The following is a 15,541-nucleotide window of genomic DNA, read 5'->3' as shown; positions in this document are numbered from 1 at the left end:
GACTGTTACGGTAGATTTTTATCAATCAATCGAAAGGGCACGCTATGCAACTGCGCCACGCCACCCTGCACCAGCTACGCATCTTTCACGCGGTGGCGCGCCACGGCAGCTTCGCGCGCGCCGCCGAAGCGCTGCACCTGTCGCCGCCCACGCTGTCGCTGCAGGTCAAGCAGCTGTCGGAAACCGTGGGCCAGCCGCTGTTCGAGCAACTGGGCAAGAAGATCTTTCTCACCGCCGCCGGCCAGACCCTGGCCGATGCCTGCCACGACATCGAGACCCGCATGGAACGCCTGTCGGAAGACCTGGCCGCGCTGCAGGGCGTGGAGCGCGGCAGCCTCAAGCTCGCCATCCTCACCACCGTGAAATACACCGTGCCCAAGCTGCTGGGCGGCTTCTGCGCGGCACACCCCGGCATCGAGGTGGCCATGCTGGTGGGCAACCGCGAAAACCTGCTGCAGCGCCTGGCCGCCAACCAGGACGACCTCTACATCATGGGCCAGCCGCCCGAGAGCATGGACGTGGTCAGCGAGAACTTCGCAGACAACCCGCTGGTGCTGGTGGCGCCGCCCGACCACCCCCTGGTGGGCAAAAAGAAGATCGCGCCCAAGCGGCTCGCCAGCGAGCCCTTCATCCTGCGCGAGCCGGGCTCGGGCACGCGGCTGACCGCCGAGAAGTTCTTCGCCAGCCAGGGTGTGACGCTGAAGAACCGGCTCGAAGTGGGCAGCAACGAAGCCATCAAGCAGACCGTGGCCGGCGGCCTGGGGTTGGCGGTGCTGTCATCGACCACGGTGGTCTCCGAACTCGCGCTGGGCGAGCTGGTGATGCTGGACGTGGTGGGCTTTCCATTGATCCGCCGCTGGCACGTGGTCTACCCGCGCGGCAAGCGGCTGTCGGCCGCGGCGCTGGCGTTCAAGGACTGGCTGTTCGAGCACCGGCCCACCGGCCCCGCCCAACCCACCACCTGAGCCGGCCCGGGCGACCGCTCAGCGGGCCTCTTCGGCCAGCGCTTCCTCGTCCTCGGGCAGGCGCGAGATCAGGACCTGATCGATGCGCCGGCCATCGAGCACCAGCACCTCGAAGCGCCAGCCCACGCAGTCCACGTGCTGGTGCTGTTCCAGCAGATCGCCTTGCACGGTCTGCATCAAGCCGGCCACGGTGTTGTAGCGGCCCTTGTCCTCGTCGGGCAGTTCCCCGATATCCAGCCGCGCCTTGAGCTCGGCCACCGGCATGGCGCCATCGACCAGCCAGGCGCCGTCTTCGCGTTGCGTGGCCCAGGCATCCACGGCCTCGTGGGGCGAGAGTTCGCCGGTGATCGCTTCGAGCATGTCCAACGGGGTCAGCAGGCCCTGCACCACGCCGTATTCGTCCACCACGAACACCATGCGCGTGGAGCGTTCGCGGAACTGCTCCAGCAGCTCCATGCCGCTGAGGGTTTCGGGCACGAACACGGCCGGCTGCACGTGGCGCATCAGCACCTCGTTGTGGCCCTCGGCCTGCAGCGCCAGCATGCGCGGCAGGTGGATCACCCCCACCACATCCTCCAGCCCGCCGCGGCACACCGGGTACCAGGAGTGGCCGGTGATCCAGGCCTTCTGCACCGCCTCGTCGATGGTGTCCTGGGCACTCAGCCACTGGATCTCGGAGTGCGGCACCATGATCGAGGTGAGCTGGCGGTCGTCGAGCAGGAACACGTTGCGCACCATCTGGTGCTCGTGTTCTTCGATGATGCCGGCGTCCACCCCCTCCACCAGGCTGGCGTTGATTTCTTCCTCGGTCACGTGCTGCACCGCGTTGGTGTCGATGCGCAGCAGCTTCAAGGTGCCCTGCGTGGTCACCGACAGCAGCAGCACGAACGGACGCGCGATGCGCGCCACCCAGGCCATGGGCCGCGAGACCCAGCGCGAGACGGTTTCGGGATAGAGCTGGCCGATGCGCTTGGGCACCAGTTCACCAAACACAATGGTGATGAAGGTGATCACCACCACCACCACGGCGGTGGCGGTGATGCCGGCCGTGGCCTCGGTCAGCCCCAGACCCTGCAGCCAGGCCGCCAGGCCGGCGCTGAAGGCCGCCTCGCCCACGATGCCGTTGAGCATGCCGATGGAGGTGATGCCGACCTGCACCGACGACAGGAACTGCGTCGGGTCCTCCAGCAGCTTCAAGGCGGTCTGTGCGCCCTTGTCGCCGGACTCCGCCATGGCCGCCAGACGCGCCTTCTTGCTGGAAGCCAGCGCCAACTCGGACATGGCGAAAGCGCCATTGAGCAGCGTGAGGAAAACAATGATGAGGATGTCCATAATCGGCGAATGGCACTTTACATGATCGGTGACGTGCAGGGCTGCGACGACGCCCTGGGCCGCCTGCTCGACGAAATCGGTTTTTCACCCAGCCGCGACACGCTGTACCTGCTGGGGGATCTGGTCAACCGCGGGCCCGGGTCGCTGGCGGTGATGCGCCGGCTGATGGCGCTCGAAGGCTCGGCGCATTGCCTGCTGGGTAACCACGACCTGCACCTGCTTGCCGTGGCGCACGGCGTGCGCAAACCCCACCGCAGCGACACCGTGGGCGACGTGCTGCACGCGCCCGACCGCGACGCCCTGCTCGACTGGCTGCGGGCACGGCCCATGGCGCTGTTCGAACACGGCTGGCTGATGGTGCACGCCGGTGTGCTGCCGCAGTGGGACGTGGCGCAGACGCTGGCGCTGGCGCAGGAGCTGCAGTCGGTGCTGCGCAGCCCGGACTGGACGGTGTTCCTCAAGGAAATGTATGGCAATCGGCCCGACCTCTGGAGCGACGCACTGCAGGGGCCGCAGCGGCTGCGCGTGATCGTCAACGCGCTCACACGCCTGCGCTTTTGCACGGCACAAGGGGTGATGGAGTTCGACACCAAGGACAGCGCGGACAGCGCCCCCGCGGGCTTCATGCCCTGGTTCGACGTGCCCGGACGGCGCACGGCCGGCGTGCCGGTGGCGTTCGGGCACTGGTCCACGCTGGGCACGGTGCGGCGCGACGACCTGCTGCCGCTGGACACGGGTTGTGTGTGGGGTGGTTGTCTCACCGCGGCGCGCATGCTGGGCGCGGCGGGCCGCGTCGAGCGCATCGCCGTGCGCTGCGCCCAGGCGCGCAAACCCGGCAAGGACTGAAACACCGACGCGGGGGACAGCCCCTCAGTTGTCCTGCGTGGGGGCCGGGGCGCTCTTGAACAGCGCCGGCACCTTCTTGCGGGTCTTGATGTTGGGCGAGCCGCTGCGCACCGCGGGCCGTTGCGACACTTCCCACGATGGCGGGGCGTCGCTGGGCGCGCTGGGCTCGTAGGGCTTGTCGAACAGCGGATCGGCCGGAGCGCGGGGTGCGCGCACGGGGCGGCTGCCCGATTCGTAGCGGCCACCAGATCGGGGCTCGCGCGGCGAGCGGCTTTCGCGGCGTGCTTCGTCGCCTTCGGGCTGCTGCCAGGCGCGCTGGCCGTCGTTGAAGCGGCCGGCCGGGCGTTTGTCTGCCTCCAGCTCCAGCGCTTCGAGTTCCAGCTTCTTGCCCAGCAGTTTTTCCAGATCGCCCATCAGGCGCGCGTCGCGTGCGCTGACGAAGGACACGGCCAGACCTGAGGCACCGGCGCGGCCGGTGCGGCCGATGCGGTGCACGTAGTCTTCGGCGTTGAACGGGATGTCGAAGTTGAACACCGCGGGCACGTCCTTGATGTCCAGGCCGCGCGCGGCCACATCGGTACACACCAGCAGGTCCACCGCGCCGCTCTTGAAGGCTTCGAGCGCCTTGAGGCGCTCGTCCTGGCTCTTGTCGCCGTGCAGGGCCGTGGTGTTCAGGCCCTCGCGCTCCAGCGAACGCGCCAGACGGGCACAGCCCAGCTTGCTGTTGACGAACACGAAAGCCTGCTTCAGGCCGCGCTCGCGCAGGATCTGCTTGAGCGTGCCGCGCTTGTCGTCGTCGTCGACCCGGTAGAAATGCTGTTCCACGGTGGAGGCGGTGGCGTTGGAGCGCGCCACCTCGATGGTCACCGGGTCCTGCAGGTAGCTGTTGGCCAGGCGCTTGATCTCGGGCGAGAAGGTGGCCGAGAACAGCAGCGTGGTGCGCTGCTTGGGCAGGTAGCTCAGGATGCGCTGCAGATCGGGCAGGAAGCCGATGTCGAGCATGCGGTCGGCCTCGTCGAGCACCACGTATTCGACCTGGTTCAACACGCAGTTCTTGGCTTCGATGTGGTCCAGCAGACGCCCCGGCGTGGCCACCAGCACTTCCACGCCCTTCTTCAGCTCGGCGGTCTGCGGTTTCATGTCCATGCCACCGAACACCACGGTGCTGCGCAGGTTGGTGTACTTGGCGTAGAGCTTGACCTGCTCGGCCACCTGGTCGGCCAGTTCGCGCGTGGGCAACAGCACCAGGGCTCGCACGGGGTGGCGCGCGGGCGAGGTGGAGGTGTTGTCGTGCTTCATCATGCGCTGCAGCAGCGGCAGCGTGAAGGCGGCGGTCTTGCCGGTGCCAGTCTGGGCCGCGCCCATCACGTCACGTCCCTGCAGCACCACGGGGATGGCCTGCGCCTGGATCGGCGTCATGTTCTCGTAGCCCATTTCGGCCACGGCTCGCTCCAGCGAGGGTGAGAGGGAGAGTTGGGAAAAGGATTGCGTCATTGCGGTACAGATAAGGGCCCCCAACCCTGGCGGAGCCAGGCCCCCCTGGGGGGTGCAGTCGTTCTTGGGGCGGCCCGGCGGACGACTCGATAGCCGGGTATTGTCTCACTTTGACCGCTTTTCGACCAAGCGGCGCGCCGCGGCGGCGCGCGGGGGCGTCAGAGCTGCCGCGCGCTGAAGGTGTCGCAGGCGGCCACGCTGCCGCTCTGCAGACCGGTGTTGAACCAGCGCTGGCGCTGTTCGCTGGTGCCGTGGGTGAAGCTGTCGGGCACCACCTGCCCCTGGCTCTGGCGCTGCAGGGCGTCGTCGCCGATCGCGGCGGCCGCATTCAGCGCTTCCTCCACATCGCCCGGCTCCAGGATGGCCTTGCTCTTGTGGTTGTGGTTGGCCCAGATGCCGGCAAAACAGTCGGCCTGCAATTCAAGCCGCACGGACAGCGCGTTGTATTCGCGCTGGCTGACGCGCCCGCGCGCCTGCTCCATCTTGTCGGTGGTGCCGAGCAGGTTCTGCACGTGGTGGCCGACCTCATGCGCGATCACGTAAGCCTGGGCGAAGTCGCCGGGCGCGCCGAGCTGGCGTTTGAGTGTGTCGTAGAAGCTCAGGTCGATGTAGACCTTTTGGTCACCCGGGCAATAGAACGGGCCCATGGCGGACTGGCCGGTGCCGCAGGCCGTGGGCACGGCGCCGCGGAACAACACCAGGCGGGGCTTCTGGTACTGCGAGCCGCTCTGCTGAAACACGGTCATCCAGGCGTCCTCCGTGCCACCCAGCACGGCGGCCACGAACTGGCCCATTTCGTCGGTCGGTTGGCCCGCCGGGGCCGATGCGGGCGCGTTCTGCGTCTGCGTCGGTGCGAGCTCGCCCGTTCCGCCCAGGAAGCCGAGGATGGTCATCGGGTTGATACCGAAGATCCAGCCGGCGATCAGCGCCACCACGATGGTCCCCAGGCCGATGTTCCGTCCGCCAGTGCGGCGGCCACCGCCCGACGAGGCGCGGCGGTCTTCCACCTGGTCCGACTGGCGGTTGTTTTCCCATTTCATGGCACGTACTCCTCGGGTCTGGCGACACAGCCAGACCCATTATGCAAAGCCCATCAACAAAAAAGCGCTGCCATGGGGCAGCGCTTGCATCGCGAGGGGTGCGAAGGTTTCAGGTCTTGGGCAGCGTCACACCGACCTGGCCCTGGTACTTGCCGCCACGGTCCTTGTAGCTGGTTTCGCAGACGTCGTCCTTGTCGCTCTCGAAGAACAGCACCTGGGCGCAGCCTTCGCCCGCGTAGATCTTGGCCGGCAGCGGCGTGGTGTTGGAAAACTCCAGCGTCACATACCCTTCCCACTCGGGCTCGAAGGGGGTCACGTTGACGATGATGCCGCAGCGGGCGTAGGTGCTCTTGCCCAGGCAGATGGTGAGCACGTTGCGCGGGATACGGAAGTACTCGATGGTGCGCGCCAGCGCAAAGCTGTTGGGCGGAATGATGCAGACGTCCTTGTTGATGTCCACAAAGCTGTTTTCATCGAAGTTCTTCGGGTCCACCACGGTGCTGTGGATGTTGGTGAAGACCTTGAATTCGGGCGCGCAGCGGATGTCGTAGCCGTAGCTGCTGGTGCCGTAGCTCACGATCTTGTGGCCGGCGGCGTCCTGGCGGATCTGGCCCGGTTCGAAGGGATCGATCATGCCGTGCTGCTCGGCCATGCGGCGGATCCATTTGTCGCTTTTGATGCTCATGCGTGCGTTCTCCGGGCGGTGTTGTTGCGTCCGATTGTAGGCACCCGGGCACACCGCACCCGGGGCGTAGCCCCGCCCTGGCCACCGATTGACCCTGCTGTCATTCATGTAATTTCAGAACTTCCTGAAAATTCAGACACAGCCACCTAGACTCCCACCCATGCCGCTGCAAGACCACCTTCCCCCACTGAACCGCGAATTCGTTGCCCACTTTGGCGAGATGGGCAGCAAATGGGGCATCAACCGCACCGTGGGCCAGATCTACGCGCTGATCTTCATCTCGCCCCGGGCGCTCAACGCCGACGAGATCGCCGAGCAGTTGGAGTTCTCGCGCTCCAACGTCAGCATGGGCCTCAAGGAACTGCAGTCCTGGCGCCTGGTGCGCTTGCGCCACCAGCCGGGTGACCGGCGCGAGTATTTCGAAGCGCCGGCCGATGTGTGGGAGATCTTCCGCGTGCTGGCCGAAGAGCGCCGCCGCCGCGAGATCGAGCCCACGCTGTCGATGCTGCGCACGGCCCTGCTGGAGACGCCCTCGACCGACGCCGAACGCCACGCCCAGGCCCGCATGCGCGACATGCACGACCTGATCGACCGGCTCATGACCTGGTTCGACGACGTGCAGAAGCTGGCCCCCGAGACCGCCCTGCAGCTCATGGGCATGGGCGCGACCGTGACCCGCGTGCTCGAACTCAAGGACCGGCTCACCGGCAAGGGTGCCGCCCGCCCAGCCCGCGCCGACAAGCCGTCCGACGCCGCCTGACGGCCCGTTTTCGCCACGCCCCCATCACCAGGAACCCCCATGGACGCCTTGATCCTGTCGCGAATCCAGTTCGCCGCCAACATCAGCTTTCACATCCTGTTCCCGACCATCACGATCGCGCTGGGCTGGTTCCTGCTGTATTTCCGGATCCGCCACATCCAGACGCGCGACCCGGCCTGGGAGGAGGCCTACTACTTCTGGACCAAGGTGTTTGCACTGTCGTTCGCGCTCGGTGTGGTCTCGGGCGTGGTCATGAGCTTCCAGTTCGGCACCAACTGGCCCGGCTTCATGGAGAAGACCGGGAACATTTCCGGCCCCTTGCTGGGTTACGAGGTGCTGACCGCGTTTTTCCTCGAGGCCAGCTTCCTGGGCATCATGCTGTTCGGCCGGGGACGGGTGAGCGCGCGCGTGCACCTGATCGCCACCTTTCTCGTCGCCTTTGGCACCACCCTGTCGGCCTTCTGGATCCTGAGCCTGAACTCGTGGATGCAGACGCCCGCGGGTTTCGAGATCGTCGATGGCAAGTTCCTGCCGGTCGACTGGTTCGCGGTGGTGTTCAACCCCTCCTTCCCCTACCGCCTCGCGCACAAGCTGCTGGCCTCCACGCTCACCGCTTCGTTCCTGATCGCCGGCCTGTGCGCCTGGCAGCTCATCAAGGGCAGTGCCACGGGTGGCACGCACAAGGCCTTGCGCACGGCCGTGATCGCGGCCTCGGTCGCCATGCCCTTGCAGTTCCTGGCCGGCGACCTGCATGGCCTGAACACCCTGGAGCACCAGCCGGCCAAGATCGCCGCGCTGGAGGGCCTCTGGCACACAGAGAAAAGCGCGCCGCTCACGCTGTTCGGCATGCCGGACGAAGCGGCGGGCACCACGCACTATGCCGTGAAGCTTCCCAAGATGGCCAGCCTGATCCTCGCGCACGACATGGACGCCGAGCTCCAGGGCCTCAACGCATTCCCCGGCGCGCACCCGCCCGTGGCGCCGATCTTCTGGGCCTTCCGCGTGATGGTGGGTGTGGGCACGCTGATGCTGCTGGTGGCCTGGGCCTCGGCGTGGCAGCTCTGGCGCAGGCGCGGTCCCACCGCGGTGGACAAGTCCGTGTTGCCGCGACCCGCGCTCTACGTGCTCGCTGCCATGACCTTCTCGGGATGGCTGGCCACGCTCGCCGGGTGGTACGTCACCGAGATCGGCCGCCAGCCCTTCGTGGTCTACGGTCACCTGCGCACCGCCGATGTGGCCACCAGCCTGCCCTCGTCGATGATCGCTTCCACCCTGGCCGCCTACCTCATCGTGTATGGCCTGCTGCTCATCACCTACGTGGGCGTGCTCAAGTACATGGCCGAACACCCGGTCAAACATGCCCCCGAAGCACCCCGCGGCGCCGAGCTCGGCAAGGCTGGCGTTTAAACAGACAACACACCATGAACATGACCTGGGCCGAGATGCTCCCCCTCATCTTCCTCGCCGTGATGGGCCTGTCCTTGCTCGCCTACGTGGTGCTCGACGGCTACGACCTGGGCGTGGGCCTGCTGCTGCCGCTGGCCACCAGCCAGGAACAGAAGGACACCATGATCTCCAGCATCGGCCCCTTCTGGGACGCCAACGAAACCTGGCTGGTGCTGGGCGTGGGCGTGTTGCTGGTGGCCTTCCCGATGGCGCATGGCCTGGTGCTGCAGGCGCTGTACCTGCCGGTGGCGCTGATGCTGATCGGCCTGATCCTGCGTGGCGTGGCGTTCGATTTCCGCGTCAAGGCGCCCCCACGCTACCTGCCGTTCTGGAACCGCGCCTTCTTCATGGGCTCGCTGCTGGCCAGTGCCTCGCAGGGCTGGATGCTGGGCAGCTACATCACGGGCTTCGACAACGGCCGGCTGGGTCTGGCATTCAGCCTGGGCATCGCGTTCACGCTGCCGGCGGCCTACGTCCTGCTCGGCGCGGGCTGGTTGATCATGAAGACCGAGGGCGATCTGCAGGCGCACGCGGTGCGCTGGGCGCGGCGCGTGTTGTGGCCGGTGGGCGCGGCCCTGGTGGCCATCTCGGCTGCCACGCCCCTGGTGAACCCGGCGGTGGTGGACAAGTGGTTTGGCGTGCCCGAGGTGTTCGCACTGGCGCCGATTCCGCTGAGCTGCGCAGCGGCCTTTTTCGCGGTCCGCTGGGTGGTGACCCACCCCGGCGTGGTGAGGGCGGGCCACGGCTGGGTGGTGTTCGCATCCACCGTGCTGATCTTCGTGCTCGCCTTCTTCGGCCTGGCCTACAGCATCTATCCGGACATCGTGATCGGTCGCATGACGGTGTGGGAAGCCGCCATCTCCACCGGCTCGCTCACGGTCATCTTCGTCGGCGTGGCCATCACACTGCCCATGATCATCGTCTACACGATCTACATGTACCGGGTCTTCTGGGGCAAGGCCCGTGCGCTCACCTACAACTGAGTGCCTGTCCCTCCGACGAAAATCTGCTTTAATAATTCCGAGGAAATCGGTCAACACCTCGGAGGATCAGGGATGAAGGCACCGCAGAACCGTCGCATCCTGTTGGTGGATGACATGCCGGCCATCCATGAGGACTTTCGAAAGATCCTCGTGCCGCAGGCACCGGAGCACGAGGAACTCAGCGCTGTGGAAGCGGCCCTGTTTGGCGATGAGGACCCGGCGTCCGCCCTCATCGCCTTTGAGCTCGATTCTGCCTACCAGGGGCAGGAAGCGCTGGCCAAGGTGGAAGCCTCCCTCAATGACAACCGGCCCTACGCCATGGCCTTCGTCGACATGCGCATGCCGCCGGGCTGGGATGGCGTGCAGACCATCGAGCATCTGTGGCGCAGCGACCCGCGCTTGCAAGTGGTCATTTGCACGGCCTATGCCGACAGCTCATGGGACGAGATACTGGCGCAGCTCGACGTGCGCGACCGCCTGCTCATCCTGAAGAAGCCCTTTGACGCAATCGAGGTGGCCCAGCTGGCTTCGGCGCTCACCACCAAATGGCAAATGACGCAGGATGCGGCTGCGCAACGCACGCGGCTGGAAGACGCGGTGGCGGAACGCACCCGCGAACTGCGCACCGTCAACGAAGCGCTTCAAAACGAGATCGGTGAGCGCAAGCATCTGGAAGGGCAGTTGGTCCAGTCGGAAAAACTCGCTTCCATCGGCCAACTGGCCGCCGGTGTGGCGCACGAGATCAACAACCCGATCGGCTACATCTTTTCAAACTTCGGCACGCTGGAGGGCTACATCGAGCAATTGTTCGAGCTGCTCACCGCCTATGAACGGGCCGAAGCCAGCGTTCACGAACCCGAAGTGGCCAGGGGCTTGCGGGCACTGCGCGAACGTGTGGAACTGGATTTCCTGAAAGAAGACATTCCGGTGCTCATGCGGGAATCCAAGCAAGGCATCGTTCGGGTGCGCCAGATCGTTCAGGACCTGAAGGACTTCTCCCACGTGGACTCGAAGCAGGAATGGGAATGGACCGATCTGCACAAGGGCATCGATTCGACGCTGAACATCGTGGCCAGCGAAATCAAGTACCGGGCCGATCTGGTGAAGGCGTACGGTGCCATTCCCCCTATCGAATGCCTGGCTTCCCAGATCAACCAGGTGGTCATGAACCTGGTCGTCAACGCGGCCCACGCGATGGGCGAACAGCGGGGCTGCATCACCATTCGCACGGGAACCGAAGGGGAGCACGTGTGGCTGGAGGTGGGCGACACGGGCTCTGGCATGCCCCCCGAAACGCTCAAACGCATTTTCGAGCCCTTCTTCACCACCAAGCCCATCGGCAAGGGCACAGGGCTGGGGCTGTCGCTGTCCTACGGCATCGTGCAAAAACACAATGGACGCATTGACGTGGACAGTGTGGTCGATCAGGGCACCACGTTCCGCGTGACCTTGCCCATTCGGCAGACACCAGCGTAAGCCGGCCCACCCTCTGAAGTCCGTTTCATGCAAGGCGCCCCATGAAAGCACCATCCAGCCAAGACACGGACCGCATGCCTGAAGTGCAGCACACCCCGCCATCGCGTCACAACGCCGATTCCGAGGCGGCAACGCCAAAGACGGGAGGGCCGACAGAAGCGATTCAGATCAACGAGCAGGATCTGCTCGGCACGCTGATGGAAAACTCCCCGGATTCCATCTTCTTCAAGGATCTGGACTCGCGCCTGGTCAAGGCCAGCCGCTCGGAAATTCAGAACCTCCGGCGACTGGCGATCAGTCGCTACCGTGCGGCGCACCCGGACATTGGTGAAGATGCATTCCCCGCGCATTTCGCCAGTGTGGAAGCGTTTGAAAAATACGTGATCGGCAAGACCGATGCCGACATCTATGGCGAGGATCGGGCGGGCGAATTCTCCAACGATGAAAAGGAGATCATCCGCACCGGAAAACCCATCATCGAGAAGAGCGAAAAAACCGTTCACCCGGATGGACGCGTGGTCTGGTACCTCACCACCAAAGGCCCCTGGCGGGACAGGAACGGCCAGCTGATCGGGACCTTTGGGACATCGAAGAACATTTCCGAGTTGAAGGAAGCCGAGCGAAGAATCGAAGAGGTTCAAGCCCAGTTGCTCACCACGGCACGCCTGGCGGGCATGGCCGAGATCGCCACCAACGTGCTGCACAACGTGGGCAACGTGCTCAACAGCGTCAACGTGTCGGCCGACCTGATGGCCGCCCAGTTGCGGACATCCAAGCTCAAGGGGCTCACGCGCGCCGTCGGCCTGATGGATGCGCATGCCGGGGATCTGGGCGAGTTCCTGACGCAGGACGCCAAGGGCAAGCTGCTACCCACCTACCTGCGCGAACTGGCCCGTGCTCTGGAGGTCGAACACGAAGCCATGGCAACGGAACTCGGCGCGCTGTGCAGCAGCGTGGACCATATCAAACAGGTCATCGCCACCCAGCAGTCCTACGCTGGCGCCCCGCGTGTCGTTGAATCCGCACAGGTGAACGAGCTGCTGGACGACGCGTTGCGCATGCATGCGGATGCACTGACACGCCACAAAGTGGAGGTGGACAAGAGCCACGTGGCCCTGCCCGCGCTCTTGCTGGATCGGCACCGCGTGCTGCAGGTGCTGGTGAACCTGATCAGCAACGCCAAACAGGCATTGCACGGTGTTTCCGACAGGCGACCGCTCATCACATTGGATGCGGCTTTGCTGGAAGGCGTGGAAGGGAGTGTGCTGCGCATCACGGTGACGGACAACGGCGAAGGCATTGCGCCGGAGAACCTGACGCGCGTGTTCTCCCATGGTTTCACCACGCGCAAGAACGGGCACGGTTTTGGTCTGCACAGCTGCGTGCTGGCCGCCCAGGAAATGGGGGGCAGCCTGCATGCCCACAGCGACGGACCCGGACAAGGGGCCTCGTTCATCCTGGAGATTCCCGTCGCACCCGCGCGCTAAACGGCCTAGGAAACGACGGTTCGCTCGATCACCCGGTCGTCGCCCAGCACGATCAGCGCAAACAGCAGCTCGTCCAGGCTGTTCGCCTGAGCGGTCTTGCGCGCCAGCAGCGGCGTGGCCTGGGGGTTGAGCACCACGAAGTCGGCCTCGGCGCCGGGCTGCAGGTTGCCCACCAGGCCGGCCAGGCCCAGTGCCTGCGCCGCGCCCGCCGTGTGCTGCCACCAGAGCTGGCCCGGGGTGAGGCTCATGCCGGTCTTGGTGTGGCCCTCGCGGCCCACGTAGTAGGCCGCGAGCATGGTGTGGAACGGCGAGAAGCTGGTGCCGCCGCCCACGTCGCTGGCCAGGCCATAGCGCATGCCGGCCGCGTCGGCCGCGGCGAAGTCGAAGAAGCCGCTGCCCAGAAACAGGTTGCTCGTGGGGCTCACGGCCGCGGCCGCACCGGTCTGTGCCATGAGCGCGCGGTCGGCCGCGTCGAAGTGGATGCAGTGGGCGTAGATGGCGCGTTCGCGCAGCAGGCCGTGGTCGCCGTACACGCCCAGGTAGCTGCGCGAATGCGGGAACAGCTCGGCCGCCCAGCGCACCTCGTCCAGGTTTTCCGCCACGTGCGACTGGATCCACACCTGCGGGTACTTTGCGGCCAGTTCGCCCGCACCGCGCAACTGCTCGGGCGAGCTGGTGGGCGCGAAACGGGGTGTGATCGCGTAGCCCAGCCGGTCCACGCCGTGCCAGCGCTGGATCAGCGCCTCGGTGTCGATCAAGCTCTGCTCGGTGTCGTCGCGCACGCCGTCGGGGCTGTGGCGGTCCTGCAGCACCTTGCCGGTGATGAAGCGCAGCCCGCGCAGGCGCGCCTGCTCGAAGATGGCGTTGACCGACGCGGGGTGCGAGGTGGCGAAGGTCAGCGCGGTGGTCACGCCGTGGCGCTGCAGTTCGTCCAGGAAAAAACCCGCCACTTCGCTGGCGTGGGTCGGGTCGAAGAACCGGGATTCGTGCGGGAAGGTGTAGTTCTCCAGCCAGGGCAGCAGCCCGTCGGCCGGCGCGCCGATCACATCGAGCTGCGGGTAGTGGATATGCATGTCCACAAAGCCGGGGGCGATGAGGCGCCCGCGCAGGTCTTCCACCGGCACGCCCGCGAACGCGCCGACCAGCGACCGGTGGTCGCCCACGGCATGCACCACGCGCCGGCCACCGGCGTCCGGCCCCGTCACCAGCAGCCCGTCGGCGTCGTGGATCGGGGTGTGGTCGTCGGAAAAACGAAGGATGGCGGCGCGGTAGGCTTTCATGGGCATTAGCTTACCGGGCTCCGGCGCCGCCGCCATACCGCCAGGCCCATAGGACCCATGCGGATGCGGGACTGCAGCGCTCTTTCAGCGATCTCTCAGCGCGCCAGCTTGCCCTGCACGCCCTCGACCAGCCAGTTCATGTTCAGGATCTCGGGGTCACCGAGCGTCTTGCCCGCCGGAATCACCACCCGGCCCTCGTTGTCGCGCACGTCCCCCTGGGTGGCGGCGAAGGCGTGCAGTTGGCCGGCGGCCATGTCGGCCTGGCGCGCCGCCACTTCCTCGCGCACGGCGGCGGGCACCTTGCTGCCGAAGGCGTCGACGCGGATCATGCCGTCCTTCACACCGCCCCAGACGCTGCCACTCTTCCAGCCGCCATCCAGCACGGCCTTGACGCGGCGCGTGTAGTACTCGCCCCAGAGGTGGGTGACGGCGGCGATCTGCGCGTCGGGCGCGAACTTGCGCATGTCGGAGTGGTAGGCCACGGCCAGTTTGCCGCGCTCCTGCGCCGCACTCATGACGGCGGTGGAGCCGGTGTGGAAGGCCAGCACCTCGGCGCCCTGGTTCATGAGCGTCATGGCGGCGTCGCGCTCGCGCGGCGGGTTGAACCACTCGCCGAGAAACACCACACGCACCGTGGCCGCCGGATTCACCGAGCGCATGCCGAGCGCGAAGGCGTTGATGCCCTGCACCACCTCGGGGATCGGAAAACCGGCGATGTAGCCGGCCTGCGTGGCCATGCGCCCCGCTGCCACGCCGGCCAGGTAGCGGCCCTCGTAGTAGCGCGCGTTGGCCGTGGCGACGTTGGGCGCGGTCTTGTAGCCGGTGATCGACTCGAACTTCACGTCCGGGAACTCGCGCGCCACCTTCAGCGTGGGCTCCATGTAGCCGAAGCTGGGTGTGAAGATGATCTTGTGACCCTGCTGCGCGAGGTCGCGGATCACCCGTTCGGCGTCCGGGCCTTCGGGCACGTTCTCGACAAACCGGGTCTCCACCCGGCTGCCCAGAGCGGCCTGCACCGCCAGGCGCCCCTGCTCGTGCTGGCGCACCCAGCCGGCCTCGGTGAGCGGCGCCACGTACACGAAGGCGGCCTTCAGCGGCGCCGGGGCGGGCGTCTGGGCGTGGGTTGAAAAAGGGATGAAAAAACTGGCGGCCGCCAGGACGCAGACGCGCCGGGCCACGAGGTTTTTGTACATGGTGTTCCTCTACATGGCTTCCGAAGGACAAAAAAAGCGAGCCGGGGAAGCACCGGCTCGCTGGGGTTGAATTGTAATGCGCGGCCGTTTTGTGGAGTTCACATTCTTGAAACATACCATTTGGTATGGTATGTTTTGCCATCCCAAACCCATTGAACCGGAGGTTTTTCATGTGGGCATACCGACGTGGTGGCTGGCTGCTCGTGGCCATTGGCGTGATCCATTGCGCGATCGGCCTGCTGTTGAGCTGGGGCATCCTGGCGGCGTGGAGCGAAGCCGGCTGGTGGCACAGCATTGAGCGGCCGGACGTGATGCACATGGACCGGTTCGCCGCCCTGTGGTTCCAGGTGGCGGGCGTTTCATGGGTGCTGCTGGGCTGGTTGATGCAGCAATGGCTGGACCGTGTGGGCACAGTCGCGCCCCCATTGGGCTGGGCGCTGTTGCTCATGGGACTGCTCGTGGCCTATGTGCTGCCCGTCTCGGGCGCCTGGCTGTTTATTGCGCTGGGCCTGCGCATGGCCTGGCCGCCCCGCCAGCCCCAGAGCCCCGCCTGA

Annotated in this window: 14 protein-coding genes; 8 read left to right on the top strand and 6 right to left on the bottom strand. The window is 66.1% G+C overall.

The window, feature by feature from the left end; translation table 11 throughout:
• Positions 1-44 precede the first annotated feature (44 nt).
• Positions 45-965 (top strand): LysR family transcriptional regulator, encoded by a 921-nt coding sequence (locus tag HTA01S_RS13805; RefSeq protein WP_068172515.1) that lies wholly within the window; start codon positions 45-47, stop codon positions 963-965.
• An 18-nt stretch (positions 966-983) separates the two neighbouring features.
• Here the strand turns inward: HTA01S_RS13805 and HTA01S_RS13800 are convergent, their stop codons facing one another.
• Positions 984-2,297 (bottom strand): hemolysin family protein, encoded by a 1,314-nt coding sequence (locus tag HTA01S_RS13800; protein ID WP_068172512.1) that lies wholly within the window; start codon positions 2,295-2,297, stop codon positions 984-986.
• A gap of 9 nt (positions 2,298-2,306) precedes the next feature.
• On the opposite strand from HTA01S_RS13800, the gene HTA01S_RS13795 reads away from it, so the two are divergent.
• The gene (locus tag HTA01S_RS13795; protein ID WP_068172508.1) at positions 2,307-3,143 is read left to right on the top strand and encodes a symmetrical bis(5'-nucleosyl)-tetraphosphatase; all 837 of its coding nucleotides are present in this window, start codon (positions 2,307-2,309) and stop codon (positions 3,141-3,143) included.
• Positions 3,144-3,167: 24 nt separating this feature from the next.
• Here the strand turns inward: HTA01S_RS13795 and HTA01S_RS13790 are convergent, their stop codons facing one another.
• The 3 genes from HTA01S_RS13790 to dcd form a co-directional block, all read right to left on the bottom strand.
• Positions 3,168-4,637: a DEAD/DEAH box helicase gene (locus tag HTA01S_RS13790; RefSeq protein ID WP_068172506.1), complete on the bottom strand. Its 1,470-nt coding sequence runs from the start codon at positions 4,635-4,637 to the stop codon at positions 3,168-3,170.
• Positions 4,638-4,795: 158 nt separating this feature from the next.
• The gene (gene ypfJ, locus HTA01S_RS13785) at positions 4,796-5,677 is read right to left on the bottom strand and encodes a KPN_02809 family neutral zinc metallopeptidase (RefSeq protein ID WP_068172503.1); all 882 of its coding nucleotides are present in this window, start codon (positions 5,675-5,677) and stop codon (positions 4,796-4,798) included.
• 109 nt (positions 5,678-5,786) lie between these two features.
• Positions 5,787-6,362 carry a dCTP deaminase gene (dcd, locus tag HTA01S_RS13780; RefSeq protein WP_068172500.1) on the bottom strand — a complete coding sequence of 192 codons (576 nt, stop codon included), beginning with the start codon at positions 6,360-6,362 and terminating at the stop codon, positions 5,787-5,789.
• Between the two features lie 160 nt (positions 6,363-6,522).
• On the opposite strand from dcd, the gene HTA01S_RS13775 reads away from it, so the two are divergent.
• The 5 genes from HTA01S_RS13775 (at position 6,523) to HTA01S_RS13755 (ending at position 12,514) form a co-directional block, all read left to right on the top strand.
• The gene (locus HTA01S_RS13775) at positions 6,523-7,122 is read left to right on the top strand and encodes a GbsR/MarR family transcriptional regulator (protein WP_068172498.1); all 600 of its coding nucleotides are present in this window, start codon (positions 6,523-6,525) and stop codon (positions 7,120-7,122) included.
• A 39-nt stretch (positions 7,123-7,161) separates the two neighbouring features.
• Positions 7,162-8,529, top strand: coding sequence for a cytochrome ubiquinol oxidase subunit I (locus tag HTA01S_RS13770; RefSeq protein WP_068172496.1), 1,368 nt, complete (start codon positions 7,162-7,164; stop codon positions 8,527-8,529).
• Positions 8,530-8,549: 20 nt separating this feature from the next.
• Positions 8,550-9,551: a cytochrome d ubiquinol oxidase subunit II gene (locus tag HTA01S_RS13765; RefSeq protein ID WP_068172790.1), complete on the top strand. Its 1,002-nt coding sequence runs from the start codon at positions 8,550-8,552 to the stop codon at positions 9,549-9,551.
• A gap of 72 nt (positions 9,552-9,623) precedes the next feature.
• Positions 9,624-11,027: an ATP-binding protein gene (locus HTA01S_RS13760; RefSeq protein ID WP_068172495.1), complete on the top strand. Its 1,404-nt coding sequence runs from the start codon at positions 9,624-9,626 to the stop codon at positions 11,025-11,027.
• Between the two features lie 41 nt (positions 11,028-11,068).
• Positions 11,069-12,514, top strand: coding sequence for a PAS domain-containing sensor histidine kinase (locus HTA01S_RS13755; RefSeq protein ID WP_084236107.1), 1,446 nt, complete (start codon positions 11,069-11,071; stop codon positions 12,512-12,514).
• 5 nt (positions 12,515-12,519) lie between these two features.
• Here the strand turns inward: HTA01S_RS13755 and guaD are convergent, their stop codons facing one another.
• Together guaD and HTA01S_RS13745 are read right to left on the bottom strand one after the other, a co-directional pair.
• Positions 12,520-13,794: a guanine deaminase gene (gene guaD, locus HTA01S_RS13750; protein WP_068172788.1), complete on the bottom strand. Its 1,275-nt coding sequence runs from the start codon at positions 13,792-13,794 to the stop codon at positions 12,520-12,522.
• 95 nt (positions 13,795-13,889) lie between these two features.
• Positions 13,890-14,987 carry a BMP family ABC transporter substrate-binding protein gene (locus HTA01S_RS13745; RefSeq protein ID WP_068172490.1) on the bottom strand — a complete coding sequence of 366 codons (1,098 nt, stop codon included), beginning with the start codon at positions 14,985-14,987 and terminating at the stop codon, positions 13,890-13,892.
• Positions 14,988-15,157: 170 nt separating this feature from the next.
• Here HTA01S_RS13745 and HTA01S_RS25550 point away from each other — a divergent pair, with 170 nt between their 5' ends.
• Positions 15,158-15,541: a DUF6463 family protein gene (locus HTA01S_RS25550; RefSeq protein WP_068172487.1), complete on the top strand. Its 384-nt coding sequence runs from the start codon at positions 15,158-15,160 to the stop codon at positions 15,539-15,541.

It is taken from the genome of Hydrogenophaga taeniospiralis CCUG 15921 (assembly GCF_001592305.1).
Classification (GTDB): domain Bacteria; phylum Pseudomonadota; class Gammaproteobacteria; order Burkholderiales; family Burkholderiaceae_C; genus Hydrogenophaga; species Hydrogenophaga taeniospiralis.
This window is presented reverse-complemented; position numbering and strand designations above follow the sequence as displayed.

What these genes read in the sequence shown, in the direction of transcription:
- HTA01S_RS13805 (WP_068172515.1), top strand. Translation starts at nt 45, where the DNA reads ATGCAACTGCGCCACGCCACCCTGCACCAGCTACGCATCTTTCACGCG.
- HTA01S_RS13800 (WP_068172512.1), bottom strand. Translation starts at nt 2,297, where the DNA reads ATGGACATCCTCATCATTGTTTTCCTCACGCTGCTCAATGGCGCTTTC.
- HTA01S_RS13795 (WP_068172508.1), top strand. Translation starts at nt 2,307, where the DNA reads ATGGCACTTTACATGATCGGTGACGTGCAGGGCTGCGACGACGCCCTG.
- HTA01S_RS13790 (WP_068172506.1), bottom strand. Translation starts at nt 4,637, where the DNA reads ATGACGCAATCCTTTTCCCAACTCTCCCTCTCACCCTCGCTGGAGCGA.
- ypfJ (WP_068172503.1), bottom strand. Translation starts at nt 5,677, where the DNA reads ATGAAATGGGAAAACAACCGCCAGTCGGACCAGGTGGAAGACCGCCGC.
- dcd (WP_068172500.1), bottom strand. Translation starts at nt 6,362, where the DNA reads ATGAGCATCAAAAGCGACAAATGGATCCGCCGCATGGCCGAGCAGCAC.
- HTA01S_RS13775 (WP_068172498.1), top strand. Translation starts at nt 6,523, where the DNA reads ATGCCGCTGCAAGACCACCTTCCCCCACTGAACCGCGAATTCGTTGCC.
- HTA01S_RS13770 (WP_068172496.1), top strand. Translation starts at nt 7,162, where the DNA reads ATGGACGCCTTGATCCTGTCGCGAATCCAGTTCGCCGCCAACATCAGC.
- HTA01S_RS13765 (WP_068172790.1), top strand. Translation starts at nt 8,550, where the DNA reads ATGACCTGGGCCGAGATGCTCCCCCTCATCTTCCTCGCCGTGATGGGC.
- HTA01S_RS13760 (WP_068172495.1), top strand. Translation starts at nt 9,624, where the DNA reads ATGAAGGCACCGCAGAACCGTCGCATCCTGTTGGTGGATGACATGCCG.
- HTA01S_RS13755 (WP_084236107.1), top strand. Translation starts at nt 11,069, where the DNA reads ATGAAAGCACCATCCAGCCAAGACACGGACCGCATGCCTGAAGTGCAG.
- guaD (WP_068172788.1), bottom strand. Translation starts at nt 13,794, where the DNA reads ATGAAAGCCTACCGCGCCGCCATCCTTCGTTTTTCCGACGACCACACC.
- HTA01S_RS13745 (WP_068172490.1), bottom strand. Translation starts at nt 14,987, where the DNA reads ATGTACAAAAACCTCGTGGCCCGGCGCGTCTGCGTCCTGGCGGCCGCC.
- HTA01S_RS25550 (WP_068172487.1), top strand. Translation starts at nt 15,158, where the DNA reads ATGTGGGCATACCGACGTGGTGGCTGGCTGCTCGTGGCCATTGGCGTG.